General features: G+C 68.5%; 12 protein-coding genes. 7 read left to right on the plus strand and 5 right to left on the minus strand.

The window, feature by feature from the left end; all coding sequences use genetic code 11:
- The first annotated feature begins 626 nt into the window (after positions 1–626).
- The 3 genes from BSF38_RS14780 to BSF38_RS14790 all read left to right on the plus strand — a co-directional run bounded on the left by BSF38_RS14780 (position 627) and on the right by BSF38_RS14790 (position 4651).
- Positions 627–1277 carry a hypothetical protein gene (locus BSF38_RS14780; protein ID WP_076346813.1) on the plus strand — a complete coding sequence of 217 codons (651 nt, stop codon included), beginning with the start codon at positions 627–629 and terminating at the stop codon, positions 1275–1277.
- Positions 1278–1531: 254 nt separating this feature from the next.
- Entirely contained in the window at positions 1532–2236 is a 705-nt protein-coding gene (locus tag BSF38_RS14785; RefSeq protein ID WP_076346815.1) for a hypothetical protein, read from the plus strand.
- Between the two features lie 300 nt (positions 2237–2536).
- On the plus strand, positions 2537–4651 hold the full coding sequence (locus tag BSF38_RS14790) for a hypothetical protein (RefSeq protein WP_145952135.1): 2115 nt from the start codon (positions 2537–2539) through the stop codon (positions 4649–4651).
- A gap of 180 nt (positions 4652–4831) precedes the next feature.
- Here the strand turns inward: BSF38_RS14790 and BSF38_RS14795 are convergent, their stop codons facing one another.
- The 3 genes from BSF38_RS14795 to BSF38_RS14805 form a co-directional block, all read right to left on the minus strand.
- Positions 4832–5923 (minus strand): DUF1559 domain-containing protein, encoded by a 1092-nt coding sequence (locus BSF38_RS14795; RefSeq protein WP_237170470.1) that lies wholly within the window; start codon positions 5921–5923, stop codon positions 4832–4834.
- A 152-nt stretch (positions 5924–6075) separates the two neighbouring features.
- A complete protein-coding gene (locus BSF38_RS14800; RefSeq protein ID WP_145952136.1) occupies positions 6076–6312 on the minus strand; it encodes a hypothetical protein in 237 nt (78 codons plus the stop codon).
- Positions 6313–6731: 419 nt separating this feature from the next.
- Positions 6732–9641, minus strand: coding sequence for an FG-GAP-like repeat-containing protein (locus BSF38_RS14805; protein WP_076346823.1), 2910 nt, complete (start codon positions 9639–9641; stop codon positions 6732–6734).
- Positions 9642–9763: 122 nt separating this feature from the next.
- Between BSF38_RS14805 and hpt the strand changes: the two genes are divergently transcribed.
- From hpt to BSF38_RS14820, 3 genes are read left to right on the plus strand one after another with little or no spacing between them, the layout of a single operon-like run.
- Positions 9764–10273: a hypoxanthine phosphoribosyltransferase gene (gene hpt, locus BSF38_RS14810; protein WP_076350919.1), complete on the plus strand. Its 510-nt coding sequence runs from the start codon at positions 9764–9766 to the stop codon at positions 10271–10273.
- Positions 10274–10282: 9 nt separating this feature from the next.
- Entirely contained in the window at positions 10283–11461 is a 1179-nt protein-coding gene (locus BSF38_RS14815; RefSeq protein WP_076346825.1) for a glycosyltransferase family 4 protein, read from the plus strand.
- 15 nt (positions 11462–11476) lie between these two features.
- Positions 11477–12583: a glycosyltransferase gene (locus BSF38_RS14820; protein ID WP_083712953.1), complete on the plus strand. Its 1107-nt coding sequence runs from the start codon at positions 11477–11479 to the stop codon at positions 12581–12583.
- Between the two features lie 23 nt (positions 12584–12606).
- On the opposite strand, the gene BSF38_RS14825 is transcribed toward BSF38_RS14820, so the two are convergent.
- Both BSF38_RS14825 and BSF38_RS14830 read right to left on the minus strand, forming a co-directional pair.
- On the minus strand, positions 12607–15294 hold the full coding sequence (locus BSF38_RS14825; protein WP_076346827.1) for a HEAT repeat domain-containing protein: 2688 nt from the start codon (positions 15292–15294) through the stop codon (positions 12607–12609).
- A 40-nt stretch (positions 15295–15334) separates the two neighbouring features.
- Positions 15335–16036, minus strand: coding sequence for a metal-dependent hydrolase (locus tag BSF38_RS14830; RefSeq protein WP_076346829.1), 702 nt, complete (start codon positions 16034–16036; stop codon positions 15335–15337).
- 397 nt (positions 16037–16433) lie between these two features.
- Between BSF38_RS14830 and BSF38_RS14835 the strand changes: the two genes are divergently transcribed.
- Positions 16434–17267, plus strand: coding sequence for a GNAT family N-acetyltransferase (locus BSF38_RS14835; protein WP_076346831.1), 834 nt, complete (start codon positions 16434–16436; stop codon positions 17265–17267).
- Positions 17268–17326 lie beyond the last annotated feature (59 nt).

Consider the following 17326-nt stretch of genomic DNA (forward strand, 5'->3'; position numbering starts at 1 on the left):
GGCCCTTATTCGCCCCACCGCCGCCGGTTTCCCCGATTGATTATCGCCCGGGGCCGATCCGCGGTCACGCCTCATCTTATAGGGGTGTTATCTCAAAGGGCGGTCGGCCCTCGACCCCTCGTCGTTTCGGGGTTGACCACTTGAGTCGATCCTTGCAAAATGCGGCCCTCAAGTAACAGGAGGTTACACACCATTGGCTTTCACTTCTTTGCGCCCGGCCCCTTGCGGCTTGAGCCCGGCTTGTCGACTGACGAGACGGGGGACGGACTGAGCCCTTGCGGCGGGCGATCGTGAAGACCGAGCGGTCTTGCGGACGGTCGCGGCGGGGGAGCGGTGCGGAACGCCCCGGAACGGTTCGCTTCTCGGACGCGAAGTCGGCTCTCGGGCCGCGTTCTCGACTGGGAGAATGGCCGGGCCAAGGCCGCGAGACTCATGCTCTTCAGGAGGAAGATCGGATCCCGACCCGCGAAACTTGCACGAAAACCTCGGAATCGCATCGAACCGGCCTGGGAACGGGACGGACGCTCGACCCGGATTTTCGACGACGGACGCGGGCAGGAAGGGGATCGATCGAGCCCTCGGTAAACGCCGAATTCATGCAGCTATCAAGGAGGATACTCGCCGTGATGCGTCGTTGTTTTGCCCCCACGGCAGTACTGGCGGCCACGTTCATCCTGGCAATCGCCGGGCGGACGGAACGCGTACAGGCCAGCACGATCAATCCGAACGCCTCGACGGCCGTCGCCAATTACCGCCTCACCGTGAGCGGCGGGCTCCCGGTCCCGGACGCCAACATCGACGGCCCGCAGGTCGTGGCGATGGTCGCTCCAGCCGGCGGCGTGGTCCCCCCGACCAACGCCGACGGCACCCAGGGGAGCCCCCTGACCGTCCTGAGCGACTCGTCGGGCTTCGACGCCAGCCAACTGGTCGTCGCCCTCAAGGACGCCACCAGCTCCGCGGGCCAGCCGGAGCAACTCCTCGGCCTGGTCTTCTTCGGCAAGGGCCTCGACGCCAGCGGCGTCCTCCATTTCAGCCTGAGCATCGACAAGGCGCTCGCCGCCACCCCCCCGACGCTCGTCTCGTCGACCCCGGGCGTCACGATCACCGCCGACCCCGTCGCGCCGCCGACCGACGGTTCCGGCGGCACGACCAACCCTCCGACCGAGAACGTGCCCGAACCGGTCGCCTTCGTCCTCTGGTCGGCCGTGGCCGCCGCCATCGCCCTCCGCGCCCGCGGCGTGCAACGCGCTCGGCTCGACGCCGCCCGAATCGCCTGACATCCGCCACGCGCCGCGGTTCCCTCCCGGACCGCGGCGGCCCCGTTTCTTTCCTCGCGAATCCCCGACGTTCCCGATCTTCGCCGCGAAAACGTTGCTTTTCCGCCGTGGGCTTGCTGATTTCCAGGGAACCTTCGCGAAAATCTGTGGCTTGCCGGAAAAGAATCAAGCATAATCACAAGACACAAGGGATGGCGCACATCCTCCTGGCTTGCATGACCGCTCTCAGAGAATCCACCCATTTGAGACAAGCCATGAACGACACGCCCGCGCACTTCATCGCCGTCTGTCCGAGCTGCTTGATCGGACTGAAGGTCAATTATGAATACAGCGGGCGGATGGTCCGCTGCCGGCACTGCGACGAGGCGTTCCGTCCGTTCTCTCCCGACTTCGGCACGGTCTCGGGGTCGGCGGAATACGCCGTGGGGCCGGTCGCCCCGGCCGACGACGAATCCGAGCTGATCGTCTCGTGCCCGAGCTGCGCAACGACCCTGAGCGTGCGCGCCCGGTACGAGGGCCGTCACGTTCGCTGCGGTGCCTGCCGACACAAGTTCCGGGTCGTCGCCGACTCGTCGGCCCCCGCGACCCCGACCGCCCCCCCCATCGCCGACTCGGACCCGGTCGACCACGACGGGCCGACCCCCGATCCCGACGTCACCCGGAGCGAACTCGCCCGCCTGAACCAGGAGGTCGCCACGCTCCGCGAATGGAACGACCTGCTCCTCGGTCGACACGACGAATTAAAACGCGAAGTCGAGAACCTGCGGGCCCAGGTCCAGCGGCTCGAAGCCGACCGCAAGGCCGCGCAGAGCCAGATCGCCGAGCTGACCGACCGCGTCGACCGCAACGCCCGCCGACTCGGTCCCGTGGGCCTCGCCCCCCTCGACGACGAAGTCCACGACGTCCGCCGCGCCACCGTCCCCTTCGTCCAGGAACGCTCGGCCGCCTCCGGCCGCTGACCCGGTCCGGCCCCCGGCGCTTCAGGCCGCGCCCTCCTCGTCGCAAACACACGCGAACGCGAACCCACCGGCCCCCTCGCGTGTTTATTTAGCCGCAATTCCTTGGCCTTTCCAGGCGCAACGCCGAAAACTCATCGCATTTCTTCGGAGATGGCTTCATGGTTCGCTGTGATTTGAAAAAAGTTGTAGCCTATTGAAAGAAAACCAAGCATAATCGCAGGACGCATGAGATGACTCCCGGCCGAACGACTTGCATGACTGCTCTCAACGACCACATCTGAGTGAGATATGAGTCAGGCCATGAACGACACCTGTTCGCATTTCACCGCAGTCTGTCCTGGTTGCCTGGTTGGATTGAAAGTCAACAATAAGTACAGCGGCCAGTGGGTCCGATGCCAGCACTGTGACAAGAAGTTCCAGGCGATGTCTACCGACTCGACCGCGCCAGCGGATTCGGCGGTGACCGAGACGCATCCGGCCCCTCCGCTCGAGAACGGATCGCGGCTGACCATCGCCTGCCCGAGCTGCGCGACGACGCTGAGCGTGCGCGCCAAGTACGCGGGGCGGCACATCCGCTGCGGCAAGTGCGGGCACAAATTCCAGGTCGGGGGCCACGCGCCGGGTCCGCGCGACGGCGCGTCGATGGCCCCGCACGATCCCCCGGCCGCCGACCTCGCCCGCTTGATCGAGGCCACCACCGCCCTCGCGGCCAGGAACAAGCGACTCCGCGAGCGGCAGCACGAGCTGCGTCACGCGTTCCTGCAACTTCACTCCGAGTTCAAGCGGATCGCGGCCCAAAGCCAGGACCGGGACGCGAACGGCGAGCACCACCTCGGCGAGCTCAAGCGGCTGCACGACGAATTGAGGACCGACCTCGACCTCCTCAAGCAACGGCTCGAAGCCGACGTCCAGCCCACGCCGCACGACCGCGAACTCGCCGAACTCAAGCAACGCCACGACGAGACGCTCCGCGTGATCGATCAGCTTCAAGCCCAGCTTCGGAGCGTCGAAGACGCCGCCCGGACCGCCGACGCCGAGCATCGCGACGCACTCAAGGCCCGCCACGACGAACTGTCCGCCGCCATCGACGACCTCAAGGCTCAAGTCGGGACGATCGAAACCGACGCTCGAACTCCGAACACCGAGCAGGACCTCGTCGGACTCAAGAGCCGTCACGACGAGCTGTCCCACGTGATCGATCAGCTTCAGGCACGGATTCAGGGGATCGAAACCGATGCACGCCCCGTGCTGCACGACCGCGAACTCGTGGAACTCAAGCAGCGGCACGAGAGCCTTCTCGGCCGGCACGACGACCTGACGGCCGCGATCGACCTCCTGAACAACCGGGTCCGGACGATCGCGGACGACGACCGAACGACCCGGCGCGATCAGGACGTCGCCGAGCTGAGGCTGCGGCACGACGAATTGAAGCGCGCGATCGACCTCCTCACGGCCCACGCCGACGCCCAGCCCGCGCAGCGCGACCGCGAACTCGCCGACGCCCAGCAACGCCACGACCTCCTCGTCAACCGCCACGACGGACTGACCGCCGCCATCGACGACCTCAAACAGCGCATCGAGACCGACGCACGCCCCGCGCGGCACGACCGCGAACTCGCCGAACTCAAGCAACGCCACGACGAGGCGGCCCACGCGATCGATCAGCTTCAAGCCCAGGTGCGGAGCGTCGAAGTCGCAGCCGCAACCCATCGCGAACACGACGTGGCCGCGCTCTCGCAGCGGCACGACGACCTGACGGCCGCGATCGAGGATTTGAAGGCCCAGGTCCGGAAGATCGAAACCAAGCCCCTCCCCGAACCAAGCGGCGAAGGCGTCGCCGAGCTGGCGCCGAGGCTCAACGACCTGAGACGCGAGATCGACTTCTTGAAGCAACAGCACGAGGCGCAAGGCCGGGCCGCGGACGGCGGTCACGACGCCGCCCTGCTTGAGCGGCTTCACGGCCGGCAGGACGATCTGTCCGCCGCGATCGACGGCTTGAAGGCCCAGGTCCAGACGGCTGGAACCGGCGGCCAGCCGTCGCCCAGCGCGAAGGAACTCGGCGTCCTCAAGGACCAGAGCGACGAGTCGCGGCGCGAGGTCGACCTCATGAAGATGCGGCTCAACAGGGTCGAAAACTTGCTGAACCGAAGCACGAAGGAAGCGACCGGGCTGAGAGAACAGAACGCCGAGTTGACCCGGCGGCACGAGGCGACGTCTCGCGCGATCGAGGATCTAAAAGCCCAGATCCAGGCCGCGCAGGAGGAACTCGCCGCATTCAAGGAGCAAACGCAAGACGCCCGCGACGACGCGCGGCGACGTCCCCCCGTCGCCGCATTCCCCGCCGCGAGCCTGGCCTCGATCGAAGGCCCCGCGGCCTTCGCCTTCCCCGGCCGAGGCCGCCCCTCCGACCGATGACGCCCCCCCGGAAGGCGGTCCGTCGAGGCAGCGGTTGAGGAAGACTCGCAAGCCATGGCGGCGGCGCCCCCGCTCTCGCCAATCTACATTTCCACATAAATTAGCGGGGACGCCCGGCCGTCGCAGGATCGACCGGGCGCCCGTTCGTGCGGAAAGGGGGCTGACGAGTCGTCGAGAGACTCAGTACGAGTCGGCCGAAACGACTTCGCCGCCGGAGGCACTACCAAGCTGCCAGATGGTCATCATGCTGGTGCTCGACTTGATGAACCGGACCGAGCCGTCGCCCATCATCGCATTGGCGCCGCCGGGGTGGTAGCTGCTGAAGTTCCACATGCCGGGCGTGTCCCAATCGCCCTGTCCCCAGGTGTTGATGTCGGCGTTGGGGTAGGGGGAGTTGGGAGGAAGCAGCGTCGTGCCGAGCGTACGGCCGCCCATGCCGGTGCACCACTGCTCGCCGATCCAACTGCGGTTGTCGCCCCACGAGCCCAGCGTCTTCGGCGCCGCCTGGGCGACCGTGTTGAGCCACTGCTGGAACGCAACCCCGCCGAAGGGCATGATGTTCAAGGGGCTGTCCCACGAGGACCCCGGAGGGAACGTGCCCTGAAGGTTGATCACGTCCTGAATCGACAGTTTGCTGGCGTTATAGTCGCCGATCCGCCATTCGCCGAAGGCGATGGTGTTGCTCGTGCCGTCGGTGATGTCGGCGATGCTACGGGTTCCGCCGTAGGCGAACACGCCGTTGGGCGGATTCTGAAGGCTGACCGACCAGTTAAGGCTCGGGCCCAAGCTCGCCCAGTAGCTGTTGCCGGGCGCGGGACTGCCGTAGAAGGTCCAATTGCCTGGCACGCTGGGGCCCGACGGACAGAGGAACGTGTTGATCCGCGCTCTGATCCCGGTCGACAGGGCGGCCGGACCGAAATCATCGCTCCCCTGCGTGGCGACTGCGAAGTTGAGTGTGTTGTAGATCGGGGTCTGTTCCATATAGCCCAGGAGCATCGCATGAACGCTCCAAGAGCCCCATGGAGACCCGGTATCGCCGCCGATGAGGTTCGCTGGATTGCTCATCTGGCGAGCCGCGATGCCTCCCGGCGGGAAGCAGTTGAATGTGGATTGATAGTTGTGCAGGCCCAACCCGATCTGCTTCATGTTGTTCGTGCACTGAGAACGCCGGGCCGCTTCACGCGCCGACTGCACGGCCGGAAGCAAGAGCGCGATCAAGACTGCGATGATCGCGATGACGACCAGCAGCTCGATGAGCGTGAAGCCTCGCATTCGCGAAGCTCGAAAGGAGGAACTCATGTAAGGCACCTCTCTGGCTGAGGGTACGTAAGAAAGAAAGATGAGGCACTCCGAAAAAACCGTCGAAAGATGAACCGGCCGAGACCGACCCGCCTCGTCCACGATCCACTGAATCTGGGACAGCCTTACTTCGAGTAGTCTTGCGGAGACTTGCCCGGCGGGCTGCCGCCCCCCTTGGGAGGCGCGTCGCCTTGCTTGGCGTTCGATGACTTGGGAGGCGGACCACTGGGCGGTTCCGCCGTCACCGCTGGGCCTTTCGTCGCGACCGGCACGTCATCGGAATCCGAGCACCCCGCCCCAAGTCCGAGGATCAACAACAGCGCCGTCGACGCCGCCGACAATCGCATTCCACGCATCATCATGTTGCATTTCTCCATCGACTGAACCTATGTCGTTTTCAATCCGAGATGAAGCCCGGAATCGACCCCTCCGACCCGCCTGGATCAGGTCGCACCGTCGTCGATGAACCAGCCTCTCGCTTCACATGGGCGACCGCTCGAATCGACTTTGCGAAGCGCACGATCACGACCCGGGCGGAGCGTGAAATTCGGCCCCGTCAAAACGACTCGTTCTCGCACAACTCCGCGAGAACGCCCCTTGGGCTCGCATTCACAAGGGCTTTATCCTCTGCCGGCGAGGCGTTGTCAAATCTCTTGCAACGTCACTGTCATTAATTATTTTTAATTCACTAATTCGCTCGGCACAACGCAAGTCAAATAGACACACCAAGATAAACCGACACCTACACAATTAAGTCGGAGGCCATGGGTATCTGAAAATCTCACAATATTCGGCGCGGACGAACGAGCATGGGAAGCTCATGGGGCGCGTCTCCCTCGCGGACGTGATAGCCCCGGTCGATTTCGATCTGTTTCAGGTTGGACTTCCGTCCCGACGGCCAGGTGATTTCGACGTCGACGGGACGTTCGTCGTCTCCGAGTCCGAAGTAGAGGCGAGAGTCGGAGGCCGAGAGGTAGCTCCCCCCTCCCACGCGGTGCGCGATGCGTCGACGGCCGTCCGCGTTGATCACGGCCACGCGCGCGCCGACGGCGTCGCGGTTCGACGGGGCGCCTTCGAGCTTCAACGTCACGAATCGGCGCGGGGGGCTCTCGTTGTGAAAGTAGGCCAGGGAGCCGTCGAGGGAGACGACGATCAGGTCGAGCCGGCCGTCGTTGTCGAGGTCGCCGACGCACAGCCCTCGGCCCACGCGGGGAGTCCGCCAGGGGGGGCCCGCGTCGCGGCCGACCTCGACCAGACGCCCCCCCTCCGCGCCGGCGAACAACTGGGCGGGCATGGCGTAGGGGACCTTGGGACGCGAGTCGTTGACGTGGCCGTTGGCGATCGCCAGATCGAGTCGGCCGTCGGAATCGAAGTCGGCGAAGGCGATCCCGAAACCGAGGCTGTAGCGGGTGGGGGCGGCCAGGCCGACGGCCTTCGATTGATCTTCGAACAGGCCTCGGCCCAGGGCGCGGAAGAAGGTCGTGGACTCGTTGTAGAAGTTCGTGACCGCCAGATCGAGTCGACCGTCGCCGTCGAGATCGCCCGTCGTAACGCCCATGCCGGCCTGAAATCCACCGTTGGCGTTGCAGGCGACACCCGACACCAGGCCGTTCTCCTCGAACCGCATCCCGCCGAGGTTGTGGTACAGATCGTTGGCCGTCGTGTCGTTGGCCACGAATAAGTCGATCCGTCCATCCTCGTCCAGGTCGGCGGCCAGGACGCCGAGCCCGCGCCCGTCCGCGTCGACGATCCCCGCTTCGGCGGTCACGTCGACGAACCGCGACCCGTCGTTGCGATACAGGCGGTCTTGCTGGCCGGGGAAGAGTCGAGGATCGCAATAGCCCGTGGGGGACGACGTCGCGTAGTTGGAGCAGGGCTTCGGATTGTGGGCGTCCCAGTCGAGGTAGTGGCAGACGTAGAGGTCGAGGTCGCCGTCGCCGTCGAGGTCGGCCCAGGCCGCCGACGTGGGCCAGCCTTTGGGACCGCCCAGGCCCAACCGGTCGGTCACGTCCTCGAAGGTTCCGTCCGCCTTGTTGCGATAGAGGGCGTAGGCGTCCAGGCGGGTGATGAACAGGTCGGAACGACCGTCGCCGTCGAAGTCGCCCACCGCGACGCCGTGCCCGTAACCGCCGGCCATATCGATGAGGCCCGTCGCACGCGTCACATCCTCGAACCGGCCTTCGCCCAGGTTGCGAAACAAGCGGTCGCCGCTGCGGGCGTCGGCCGGAGCAGGGACCGGGCCGCCCTGGACGGCGTAGACGTCGAGCCAGCCGTCGCCGTCGTAATCGATCAGCCCCGCGCCGCCGGCCATCGTTTCGGGCAACTGGAACTGGGGTGAACGGCCGCTCGCGAAGACGAACTTGAGACCGCTCGATTCGGCGGCGTCGCAGAAGGCGAAGGCCCCGACGACGGCCGGCCCGGCGGCGCGACCGGAAACCGCCGCAAGCCGGTCGAGCCGGTCGGCCGTCGCCGCCAAGGCGGTCGAGGAGGGTAGGGGGCTCGGCCGCGATCGAACCTTCTCGACGGCCTCGATCAGGCGGGAATCCCCCCGATGCTCTCGGGCGGCCAGGGTCCACCACCCCCACGCCTCGGGCCATCGCCCCAGCGTCTCGGCCAAGCGAGCCAGTTCCTCATGGTCGGCGCTCCGAAGCTCAAACTGCAAGAGGACGAGGTATCGCCGGCGCGCCTGGTCGATCACGTCCTTGCGCCGCCGGTACTCCGCCGCCGAGGCGTCGCGGCCCGCCCCCATGGCGAGGCTCGCCAGTCGATCCAGGGCGATCGCGTCGCCTGGATCGGCCTCCAACCGGCCTTCCAGCGCCCGACGCTCGGCGTCGACGTCTCCCGCCAATGCGGCGGCCCACGCGTCGATCGTCGAAATCAGGCCGATCGAAAGCCGGTCGGCGGGCAACTTCCGGAGCGCCCGCGCCGCCTCGTCGGGACGTTTCGCGGCCATCGCCCAATCCAGCCGCGCTTCCTGGACCGCCGGGTCGTCGGGACGGTGCTGCAGGCAGCGGTCGAGCAACGCGCCGGCCTCGGCGACCTCACCGGTCGCCAGCAGGAATCGCGCGCGGCCGAGCATCACGCGGTCGTCGTCCGGCGCGAGGCGGGCGGCTTCGTCGAGCCGCGCGCGGATCTGGTCGACGGGCATCGGCTCGTCGTCAAGCCGCCAGAGGAGGAGGAGGTCGTCGGGCTTGACCGCCCCGCGCGCCCACCCGTTCTCGACGAGCCGGCGGACGTCGCCGCTCCGGTTCTGCCAGCGGAGCAGGGGGACCAGCATGCCGCGCGCCTCCAACGCCTGTTCCGCGGGCCCTTGAAGCGCGTCGGTCAGCAGAGCTTCGGCCTGGGCGTATCGGCCCATCGATTCGACCAGGATTCGGGCTCGGCCGAGGATCGCGCGACCGCGCCACGGCGACCCCGCCGCGACGCGCTCCCAGGCCGCCGCCGCCGCCTCCGGGCGATTCAGCGCCTGCTCGCAAACACCAACCCAATAGCCGATCTCAGGATGGCCGTCCGCGCGATCCCGCCAGGGGGAGAGCGACCGCAAGGCCGACTCGAACTGACCGCGTTCGATCTCGGCCCGAGCGACTTGCAAGGCTCCATCAATCCTTCGCGACCGATCGAGCCGCCATGCCGCGGCGATCAAGGCGACGAGCAATAGGCCGAGCGCCAGCCTCATGGATAATCGACTCATCGCGGCGACACCCTTTCTTGGCTGAAAGCCATGACCGCGACCTCGCGATCGGTTACACTGCCCTCAGTTCGTGTCGGCTTTCGAGACGCATTCTAACGCAGGGAGCTTGGACCGTCGTGCCCGTGGAGACCTTGATCACTGAAGCCGCGATTCAGGAGCGGGTTTGCGCGCTCGGCCAGGCGATCGAGCGAGATTACACAGGCAAGCCGTTGACGATCGTCGCGGTCCTGACCGGCAGCCTGATCCTCCTGGCCGACCTCGTCCGCCAGATCGGGATTCCGCATCGGATCGCCTTGCTCCAGGCGAGCAGCTACCGGGGGGCGACGACGACGTCGACGACGCTGGTGGTCAACGAGAGCTTCGCCCCCGACGTGAGCGACCGCGACGTGCTCTTGCTCGACGACATCCTCGACACCGGCCAGACCCTTTCGGCCCTGGTCCGGCACGTCGCCGACCGCGGGGCGCGGAGCGTGCGGACCGCCGTCCTGCTCCGCAAGATCGGCCGCCAGACCGTCCCGCTTGAGCCCGACTACAGCGGCTTCACGATCCCCGACGCGTTCGTCGTCGGCTACGGTCTCGACTACAACGACGACTACCGGCACCTGCCGTACGTCGGCATCCTCAAGGACTGACCGTAGGCCGTGACCGCCCCCCTCAAGTTGGCCCTGGCCTCCCGCCGCTACCCGCCCCTGATCGGCGGCGCCGAGCGCGTGTTCGGCTACCTCGCCGAGGCTCTCGCCCGCGCGGGGGCCGACGTCTCGGTGCTGACCTCGCGGACTGGCGAAGCCGAGGCCCTACCCGAACGCGAGGAGGTCGCCGTCGCCAACGTCCGGGGTCAGGGCCGGCTGGTCGTCCACCGCCTGCCGACCTCGGGGCTGCGGTTCGTGGGCACCTGGCTCTACATGCGGAACCTCCAACGCTGGCTGACGTCTCATCCCGTCGATTTGGCTTATGTGTCGATGCTCAAGCACGACGCCTACGTCGCCGTGGGAGCCGGCCGCGACCGTGGGTTCCCGGTCGTCCTGCGGCCCGAGGGCGCCGGAGCGACGGGCGACGTCGCCTGGCAGAGGCGGGGGAACTTCGGCGGGCGGATCGCCGCGCGATGCCGCCAGGCCGACGCCTTCGTGGCGATCTCGAAGGCCGTCCACGACGAGCTGACGACCGCCGGCTACGAGCCGTCCAGGATTCACTCGCTCCCCAACGGCGTGCCGATCCCCGCCCGTGCCTGGCAGCGCCGACCTGGCTGGGCCCGAGCGCCGCACGCGATGTTCGTCGGCCGCCTGGCCGTCGAGAAGAACCTGGGCGCCCTGATCGACGCCTGGCCGATCGTCCGCCGGTCGCATCCCGAAGCGCGGCTGACGCTCGTCGGCGAAGGCCCCGAGCGAGCCGACCTCGAACGCCGAGCGCGGGCGCTCGGCCTGCCGCTGGGACCGGGTCAGGCCGTCGACCTGCCGGGCGCCTCGGACCGCGTCGACGACCTCCTGAGGACGGCCGATCTGTTCGTCCTGCCGTCGATCGAGGAGGGGATGAGCATCGCGCTGCTGGAGGCGATGGCGTTGGGAATCCCCGTCGTCGCCTCGTCGATCCCCGGCAACCGCCGGCTGGTCGCCGACTACAAGCACGGCCGGCTCGCCGCGCCCGAGCCCCAGGCGATCGCGCGGGTGATCGTTGATCAGTGGTCCGCGTTCGACCGCGCCTTCCACATGAGCCGCGCGGCCCGGAGCCGCGTCGAGCAGGAGTTCTCCATCGCCGCCGTCGCGCGCCAACATCTGGATCTGTTCCAATCCTTGATCGAAGCGAAACGGGTCCCGGCCTCTTGAAATGGAGTCGCAGAGGTGTTGAAGGTCTTGCAGCTCATCCCGACGCTCGATCGGTCGGGGGCGGAAAAGCAGATGGTCCTGCTGGCCAAGGGATTGCCCAGGGATCGGTTCCAGGTCGAGGCGGCCGCGCTGACGCGGTCGGGTCCGCTGGAGGCCGAGCTGGCCGAGGCCGGCGTGCCGGTCGCGACGATCGGCAAGCGGTTCAAGGTCGACCCGTTCGCGCTCGGGCGGCTGACCCGGTTCATGAAGGCCGGCAAGTTCGACGTCGTCCAGACCTGGATCTTCGCGGCCAACACCTACGGCCGCATCGCCGCGCGGCGGGCCAAGGTCCCGGTGGTCGTCACGACCGAGATGGCCGTCGACCTGTGGAAGGGGAAGATCGAGCGAGCCGTCGACCGCCGCCTGGCGACCTGGTGCGACCGCCTGGTGGGCAACTCGCGCGCGGTGGTCGACTTCTACCGCGGCCTGGGCGTGCCCGACGACCGCCTGGAGATGATCTATTCGGGGATCGCCGACGAGCCCGCGCCGACCGTCGACCGCGCGGCGGTGCTCGCCGAGCTGGGCTTCCCGGCCGACTCGATCCTGGTGCTGTTCGCCGGCCGGCTGGCGGCGCAGAAGCGGGTCGGCGACCTCCTCAAGACGCTCGACCTGCTCCAGCACATCCAGCCCAACCTGCGGACGGCGATCGCCGGCGACGGCCCGCTGCGAGCCGAGCTGGAGACGACCGCCGGCCACTACGACCTGGTCGACAAGGTGCGGTTCCTGGGCCATCGCAACGACGTCCCCCGGCTGATGGCCGCGGCCGATCTGGTCGCGCTGCCGAGCGAGTACGAGGGCCTTCCGAACGTCATTCTGGAAGCCATGAGCCTGGGCAAGCCGGTCGTGGCGACCGCCGCTCCGGGCACCACCGAGGTCGTGGTCGACGGCGAGACCGGAGTCTTGGTCCCGATCAACGACGCCCCCAAGATGGCCCGCGCCGTGCGCGACCTCGTCCGCAACCCCGACCAGGCCCGGGCGATGGGCCAGGCCGGCCGCGCGCGGGTGCGGGCCGAGTTCCGGGCCGACGCCATGGTCGCCCAGTTCGCCGACCTCTACGAGCGCCTCGCCGCCGCGCGCAAGTGACCCGTCCGGCCCGTTGGTTCGGGTCACTTCGGCGTCTCCGCCTTGGCCTTGGCGGCTCCGATCGCGGCCAGGACGCGGGCGGCGCCGGCGCGGACCTCGGCGTCCTGGTCGCCGAGAACGGCGATCATCACGGGCTCGGCGTCCTCGAGCGCCTCAAGCGCGCCGGGGTTCGCGCGGGCGTCCTGGGCGAGTTCGACGAGGACGTCGAAGACCTCGCCGCGAACCTCCATCGAGGCGCCCCCCCCCGGCTTCTCCAGCAGCTTGAGCAGGCTCGCGACGATGGCCTCCGGTTGCAGACGGACTTCCTTGAGCCGTTCGAGGACGTCGGTTTGCACGTCGGAGTCGTCGCCTCCCAAGGTCGCGAGCAGGGCTTCGAGGCCGGGTTCGAGGGCCTTGCGGGTCGAGGCGTCGCGTGTGATCCGCGACGCCGCGACGAGCCGGCCGAGGAAGACCGCGGCGAGCAGGCGGACGTCCGAATCGTGCGACTTGAGCGCCTTGTCGAGCGGCGGCAGCGACGCGGCGACGATCGCCCGGAAGGTCGTGTCGGCCGGCCGTTTGGCGGCCCGGTCGTCGCGCAGCGATCGCCCGTAATCGGCGGCGCCGGTCACTTCGGCGATGTGGGCGTAGAGGGCGTCGCGGACGATCGGCCTCCGCGCGTCCTCCTCGCCGCCGAGGGTCTGGAACAGGATCGGGATCACCAGGGGGCTCGCCCCGACGAGCTGGACCAGGCCGGCCGCCGCGGCCTTGCCGACCTCCAGGGTTTTGTCGCCCAGAGCCGTCGCCAGCGCCTGGACGACGGCGTCGGTCGGCGGCGGGTTCGGGAACGTCGCGCCGGCGAGCCGGACGCCGGAGTCCGCGTCGCGCAGGGCGTCGAGGTGGGCGTCGATCGTCGCCTGGTCCTGGGGGGCGATCCGGTCGAGGGCCCCGAGGGCCGCGGCCTTGACCTGGGCGACGGTCTCCGAATGGAACTGGGCCTTCAAGGGGTCGAGCGCCGAGCCGGCCTCGCCGCCGAGCTTGCCGAGCGCCGCGGCGACGGCCCGGCGGACCTTGGGGTCGGCGTCCTTGAGGGCCTCGATCAGGCTCGGCAGAGCGGGGGCGCTCCGCCAGGCGAGGTCGCCCAGGATCTCGGCCGCGGCGATCCGCACGGCGGGGTCCTTGCTTTTGAGGTCTTCGAGAGCGCCGATCCGCTTGACCGCCTGACCGGCGGCCGGGGCCAGCGGGCCGTGGTCGGCGGCGGCCAGCGCCCGGACGGCGTCGAGGGAGGCGGCGGCCTCAGGCCCCAGGTTCTGGAGGACCGAAAGGGCCGCCGCCGCCGTCTTCGGATCGTCCGATTTCAGGGCCTCGACCAGCAGCGGCACCGTCCGCTTCCACACGCCTCGAATCGACACGTCCGGTAGATTCTTGGATGATGCATCGACGAGGATCTCCCCGGCGCGGGCCCGGATCGGTTCGGCCGGGCTTTTCAGCAGCTCGGCCAGGCGGACGAGCCAGACGGCCGACGGCTGCAGCGTCTCGTTCGGTTCGGCCGCCGAGGCGCCCGCGACGATCGTGGTCCACTGGTTGATCGCCTGGAGCCGGAACGGCATGTCCTCGGTCTCGTCGGCGACCCGTTCGAGGATCGTCTCCACGCCGAGCTTGACGGGGCCGGCCAGATAAGACTTCGGAGTCTTCTTATATGTGGCGATGATCCGCGACAGCAGGTTCAACGCCGCGCCGCGCGATACGCCGCGCTTCGACTCGACGACGGCTTTCAGCTCGCGGGCGACAGCCGAGAACCGCCTGGCGAGCGTCTCGTCGTCGGGCTTGGAGTCGATCGGCTGGAGGGTGACCTGTTCGAGGTTGGCGGCCATCCCCTCGTCGGTCGCCTCGTCGGCTTTCGCCGCGGCCTGGCAGAGGGCGGGGATCGCCCGGTCGTCGTCGACGCCGATTCGCGCCAGGTGGCCGCCGGCCATCAGCCGGACCTGGGGGCTGGAATCGTCCAGTCCCTCGATGATCGCGGCGACGCGGTCCTTGTAGGTCGCGGTTCGCAGGCCCGCCATCACCTGGGCCCGGACCGCCGCGCTGGGGTCGCTGGCGAGGACGACCTCGACGAGCTGGCGATTTACCTCCTCCTTGTCGTGGGCGGCCGCTTGCAGAGCTTCGACGGCCGCGATCCGGACGGAGTCGGCCTGGCTGGAAGCGAGCAGGCCCACGAGCGCCTCGATCGCCTCGGGGGTCGCCTCCTTCGATCCGAGCAGGCCCAGGCCGCGAGCGGCTTCGGCGCGGGTCCTGGGGTCGGGATCGCCGAGGGCCGTGATCAGCAGGGGGCCGGCCTCGGCCGCCTTGAGACCGGCCAGCACGGCCAGGGCTTCGCGGCGGACCGCCGGGCTGGGGTCGCGATTCGACAGATCAAGCAGCTTGGGGATCGACGGCTTGGCGGCGGAGCCGAACGCTTGCAGCGAGGCCAACGCGTTGCGGCGCACCTCCTCGTCGCCGTCGTCCAGGGCCTTGACCAGCGCGGGGACCGCCTCGGCCTTCTTGTGGGTGAACTGGGCCAGGCCCGCGGCGGCCGTCCGTCGGGTCGAGGCCCACCAGCTCTCCATGCCCTGAATCTGCGACTCGAACGAGGGACGTTCGCCCGTGTCGCGCTGGCCCACGAGATACCATGCGAACCCGCCGAGGGCCGCCAACGCCAGGAACAGCAAGCCGAGCCGCGCAGCGGAGCCTCGCATGGACATGCCCTCGAAAAACGCCGGATTCGTGCGAATTTCATCACTTCGTAATCGTGAACCAGTCGCCCGGTTCGAGGAGCACGGGATGCGCGTCGGTCTCGTTCTCGATTCGTTTGGCCCAGGCGGCGACGTCCTGGGCGATCAACGGGAACGTGTTGTAGTGGATGGGGGCGACGTACCTGGGCTTGAGCAGCTTGACGGCGCGGATGGAGTCGTCGGGGCCCATCGTGTAGTAGTCGCCGATCGGCAGCAGGGCCAGGTCGATCCCTTCCTCGCCGATCAGGGCCATGTCGCCGAACAGGGCGGTGTCGGCCGCGTCGTACACCTTCACGCCGTCGGGGAAGGTCAGGAGGAAGCCGCAGGGGTTGCCGCCGTTGGAGCCGTCGGGCAGGGCCGAGCCGTGGAAGGCGAGCGTCAGCTTGACGCGGACCCAGTCGTCGAAGGTGAACCCGCCGCCGTGCTGAAGCCCTTCGACCCGCTTGAGCCCTCGGGCAGGCTGCTTGAGCCACTCGCTGATCTCATAGTTGGTCGCGACGGCTGCCCCGGTCCGCTTGGCGATCGCGACCGCGTCGCCAACGTGGTCGCCGTGCCCGTGCGAGATCAAGATCAGGTCGGCGGGCGCCTCGTCGGCCGTGATCGCCGCCTTCGGGTTGCCCGTCAGGAACGGGTCGATCAGGACGTTCTTGCCGTCGTTTTCCAGGAGGAGGGCGGAGTGCCCGAGCCATCGGAGCCGGGTGGACATGGCGATTCATCCCTCTCGCGGCGTCGAGCCGACGCCCGAAATCCAAGTTTTCCCGACCGGCGGACGGCCCCCGAAGATTGGTGGAGGTCGGGGAAGATCAACGTCCCGCCGCAACCCAAAATCATCCCCGACCGCCGCGCCTCTGACAACCCCCAGTCGCGGCGGATCGGCGTCGGCGAAAATGAAAATTCATAAAAGTCTGGCGACCTGTCAGCGTCGAATGCGATTGATCCGGTAATGCGGCCTATCCCGTCGTCCGGACGGCGAGAAGGTCGATCGCCGCCGGGTCGACGCCGCAGCCGCGGGCGTCGGCCCGGTTTTCCTGATTTCGCGAACCTGTCCCCCTCCAATCGTGTCACCGCGATGGTCGACGAGCATTCCCCGGAGGACTCGCCCCTTGGCCGCGCGTACGATTCTGTTGGCCGACCACGCCCTGGCGAGACGGATCGAGGCGGCCTGGGACCGGGTCGGCGTCGAGAACGCGCGGTCGGCCTTGAGGCGACGGCCGGACTGCGGGGCCGAAATCCTGGCCGTGGGCGAGGGTCATGCGGTCTACCTCGGGGCGGGGTCGCCGCTCTCGCAGGCCCAGGGGATCGGGCTGAACGGACCCGTGGCCGAGTCCGACGTCGCGCGGATGGAGGCGTTCTTTCTGGACCGCGCGACCCCCTGCCAGATCGAGGTCGCCTCGACGGCCGACCCGTCGTTCCCGACGCTCCTGAGCGCCCGGGGCTTCGCGATCCTGGAGCTGACGCACATGCTCGCCCTGCCGCTGGCCGGCTGGACGCCCCCGGACCGACCGGGGGAGGGCGCCGGGCCTGAGATCGTCGTCGAACGGGTGGAGGCCGACCGGATCGAGGCGTGGGTCGACGTGGTGCTCGGCGGCTTTTTCGACGGCGACGAGCCCCCGGCGGCGCTCCGCGAGGGGGCGATCGCGATGGCGATGGTCCAGGGCGTGACCGCCTGGCAGGCGAAGGTCGACGGCCGGCCGGCGGGGGGCGCCTCGCTGCTGGTCATCGACGGCCTGGGCCTGATGGCCGGCGACGGCACCCTCGCCGAGTTTCGCGGCCGAGGCGTCCAGACCGCCCTCCTGTCCGCCCGCCTCGCCCACGCCCGAGACGCCGGCTGCGACCTGGCCGTCACCTGCACCCAACCCGCCACCGGCTCCCAACGCAACGCCGAGCGCCTGGGTTTCCAGATCGTCTACGCCCGCGCCATGCTCACCCGCGGCTGACCGATGTGGCTTCGTTTGCCCCAATTCGCCCCGCCGCCGATCACCTTCCCGGCTCAGGT

The organism is Paludisphaera borealis (assembly GCF_001956985.1).
GTDB lineage: Bacteria > Planctomycetota > Planctomycetia > Isosphaerales > Isosphaeraceae > Paludisphaera > Paludisphaera borealis.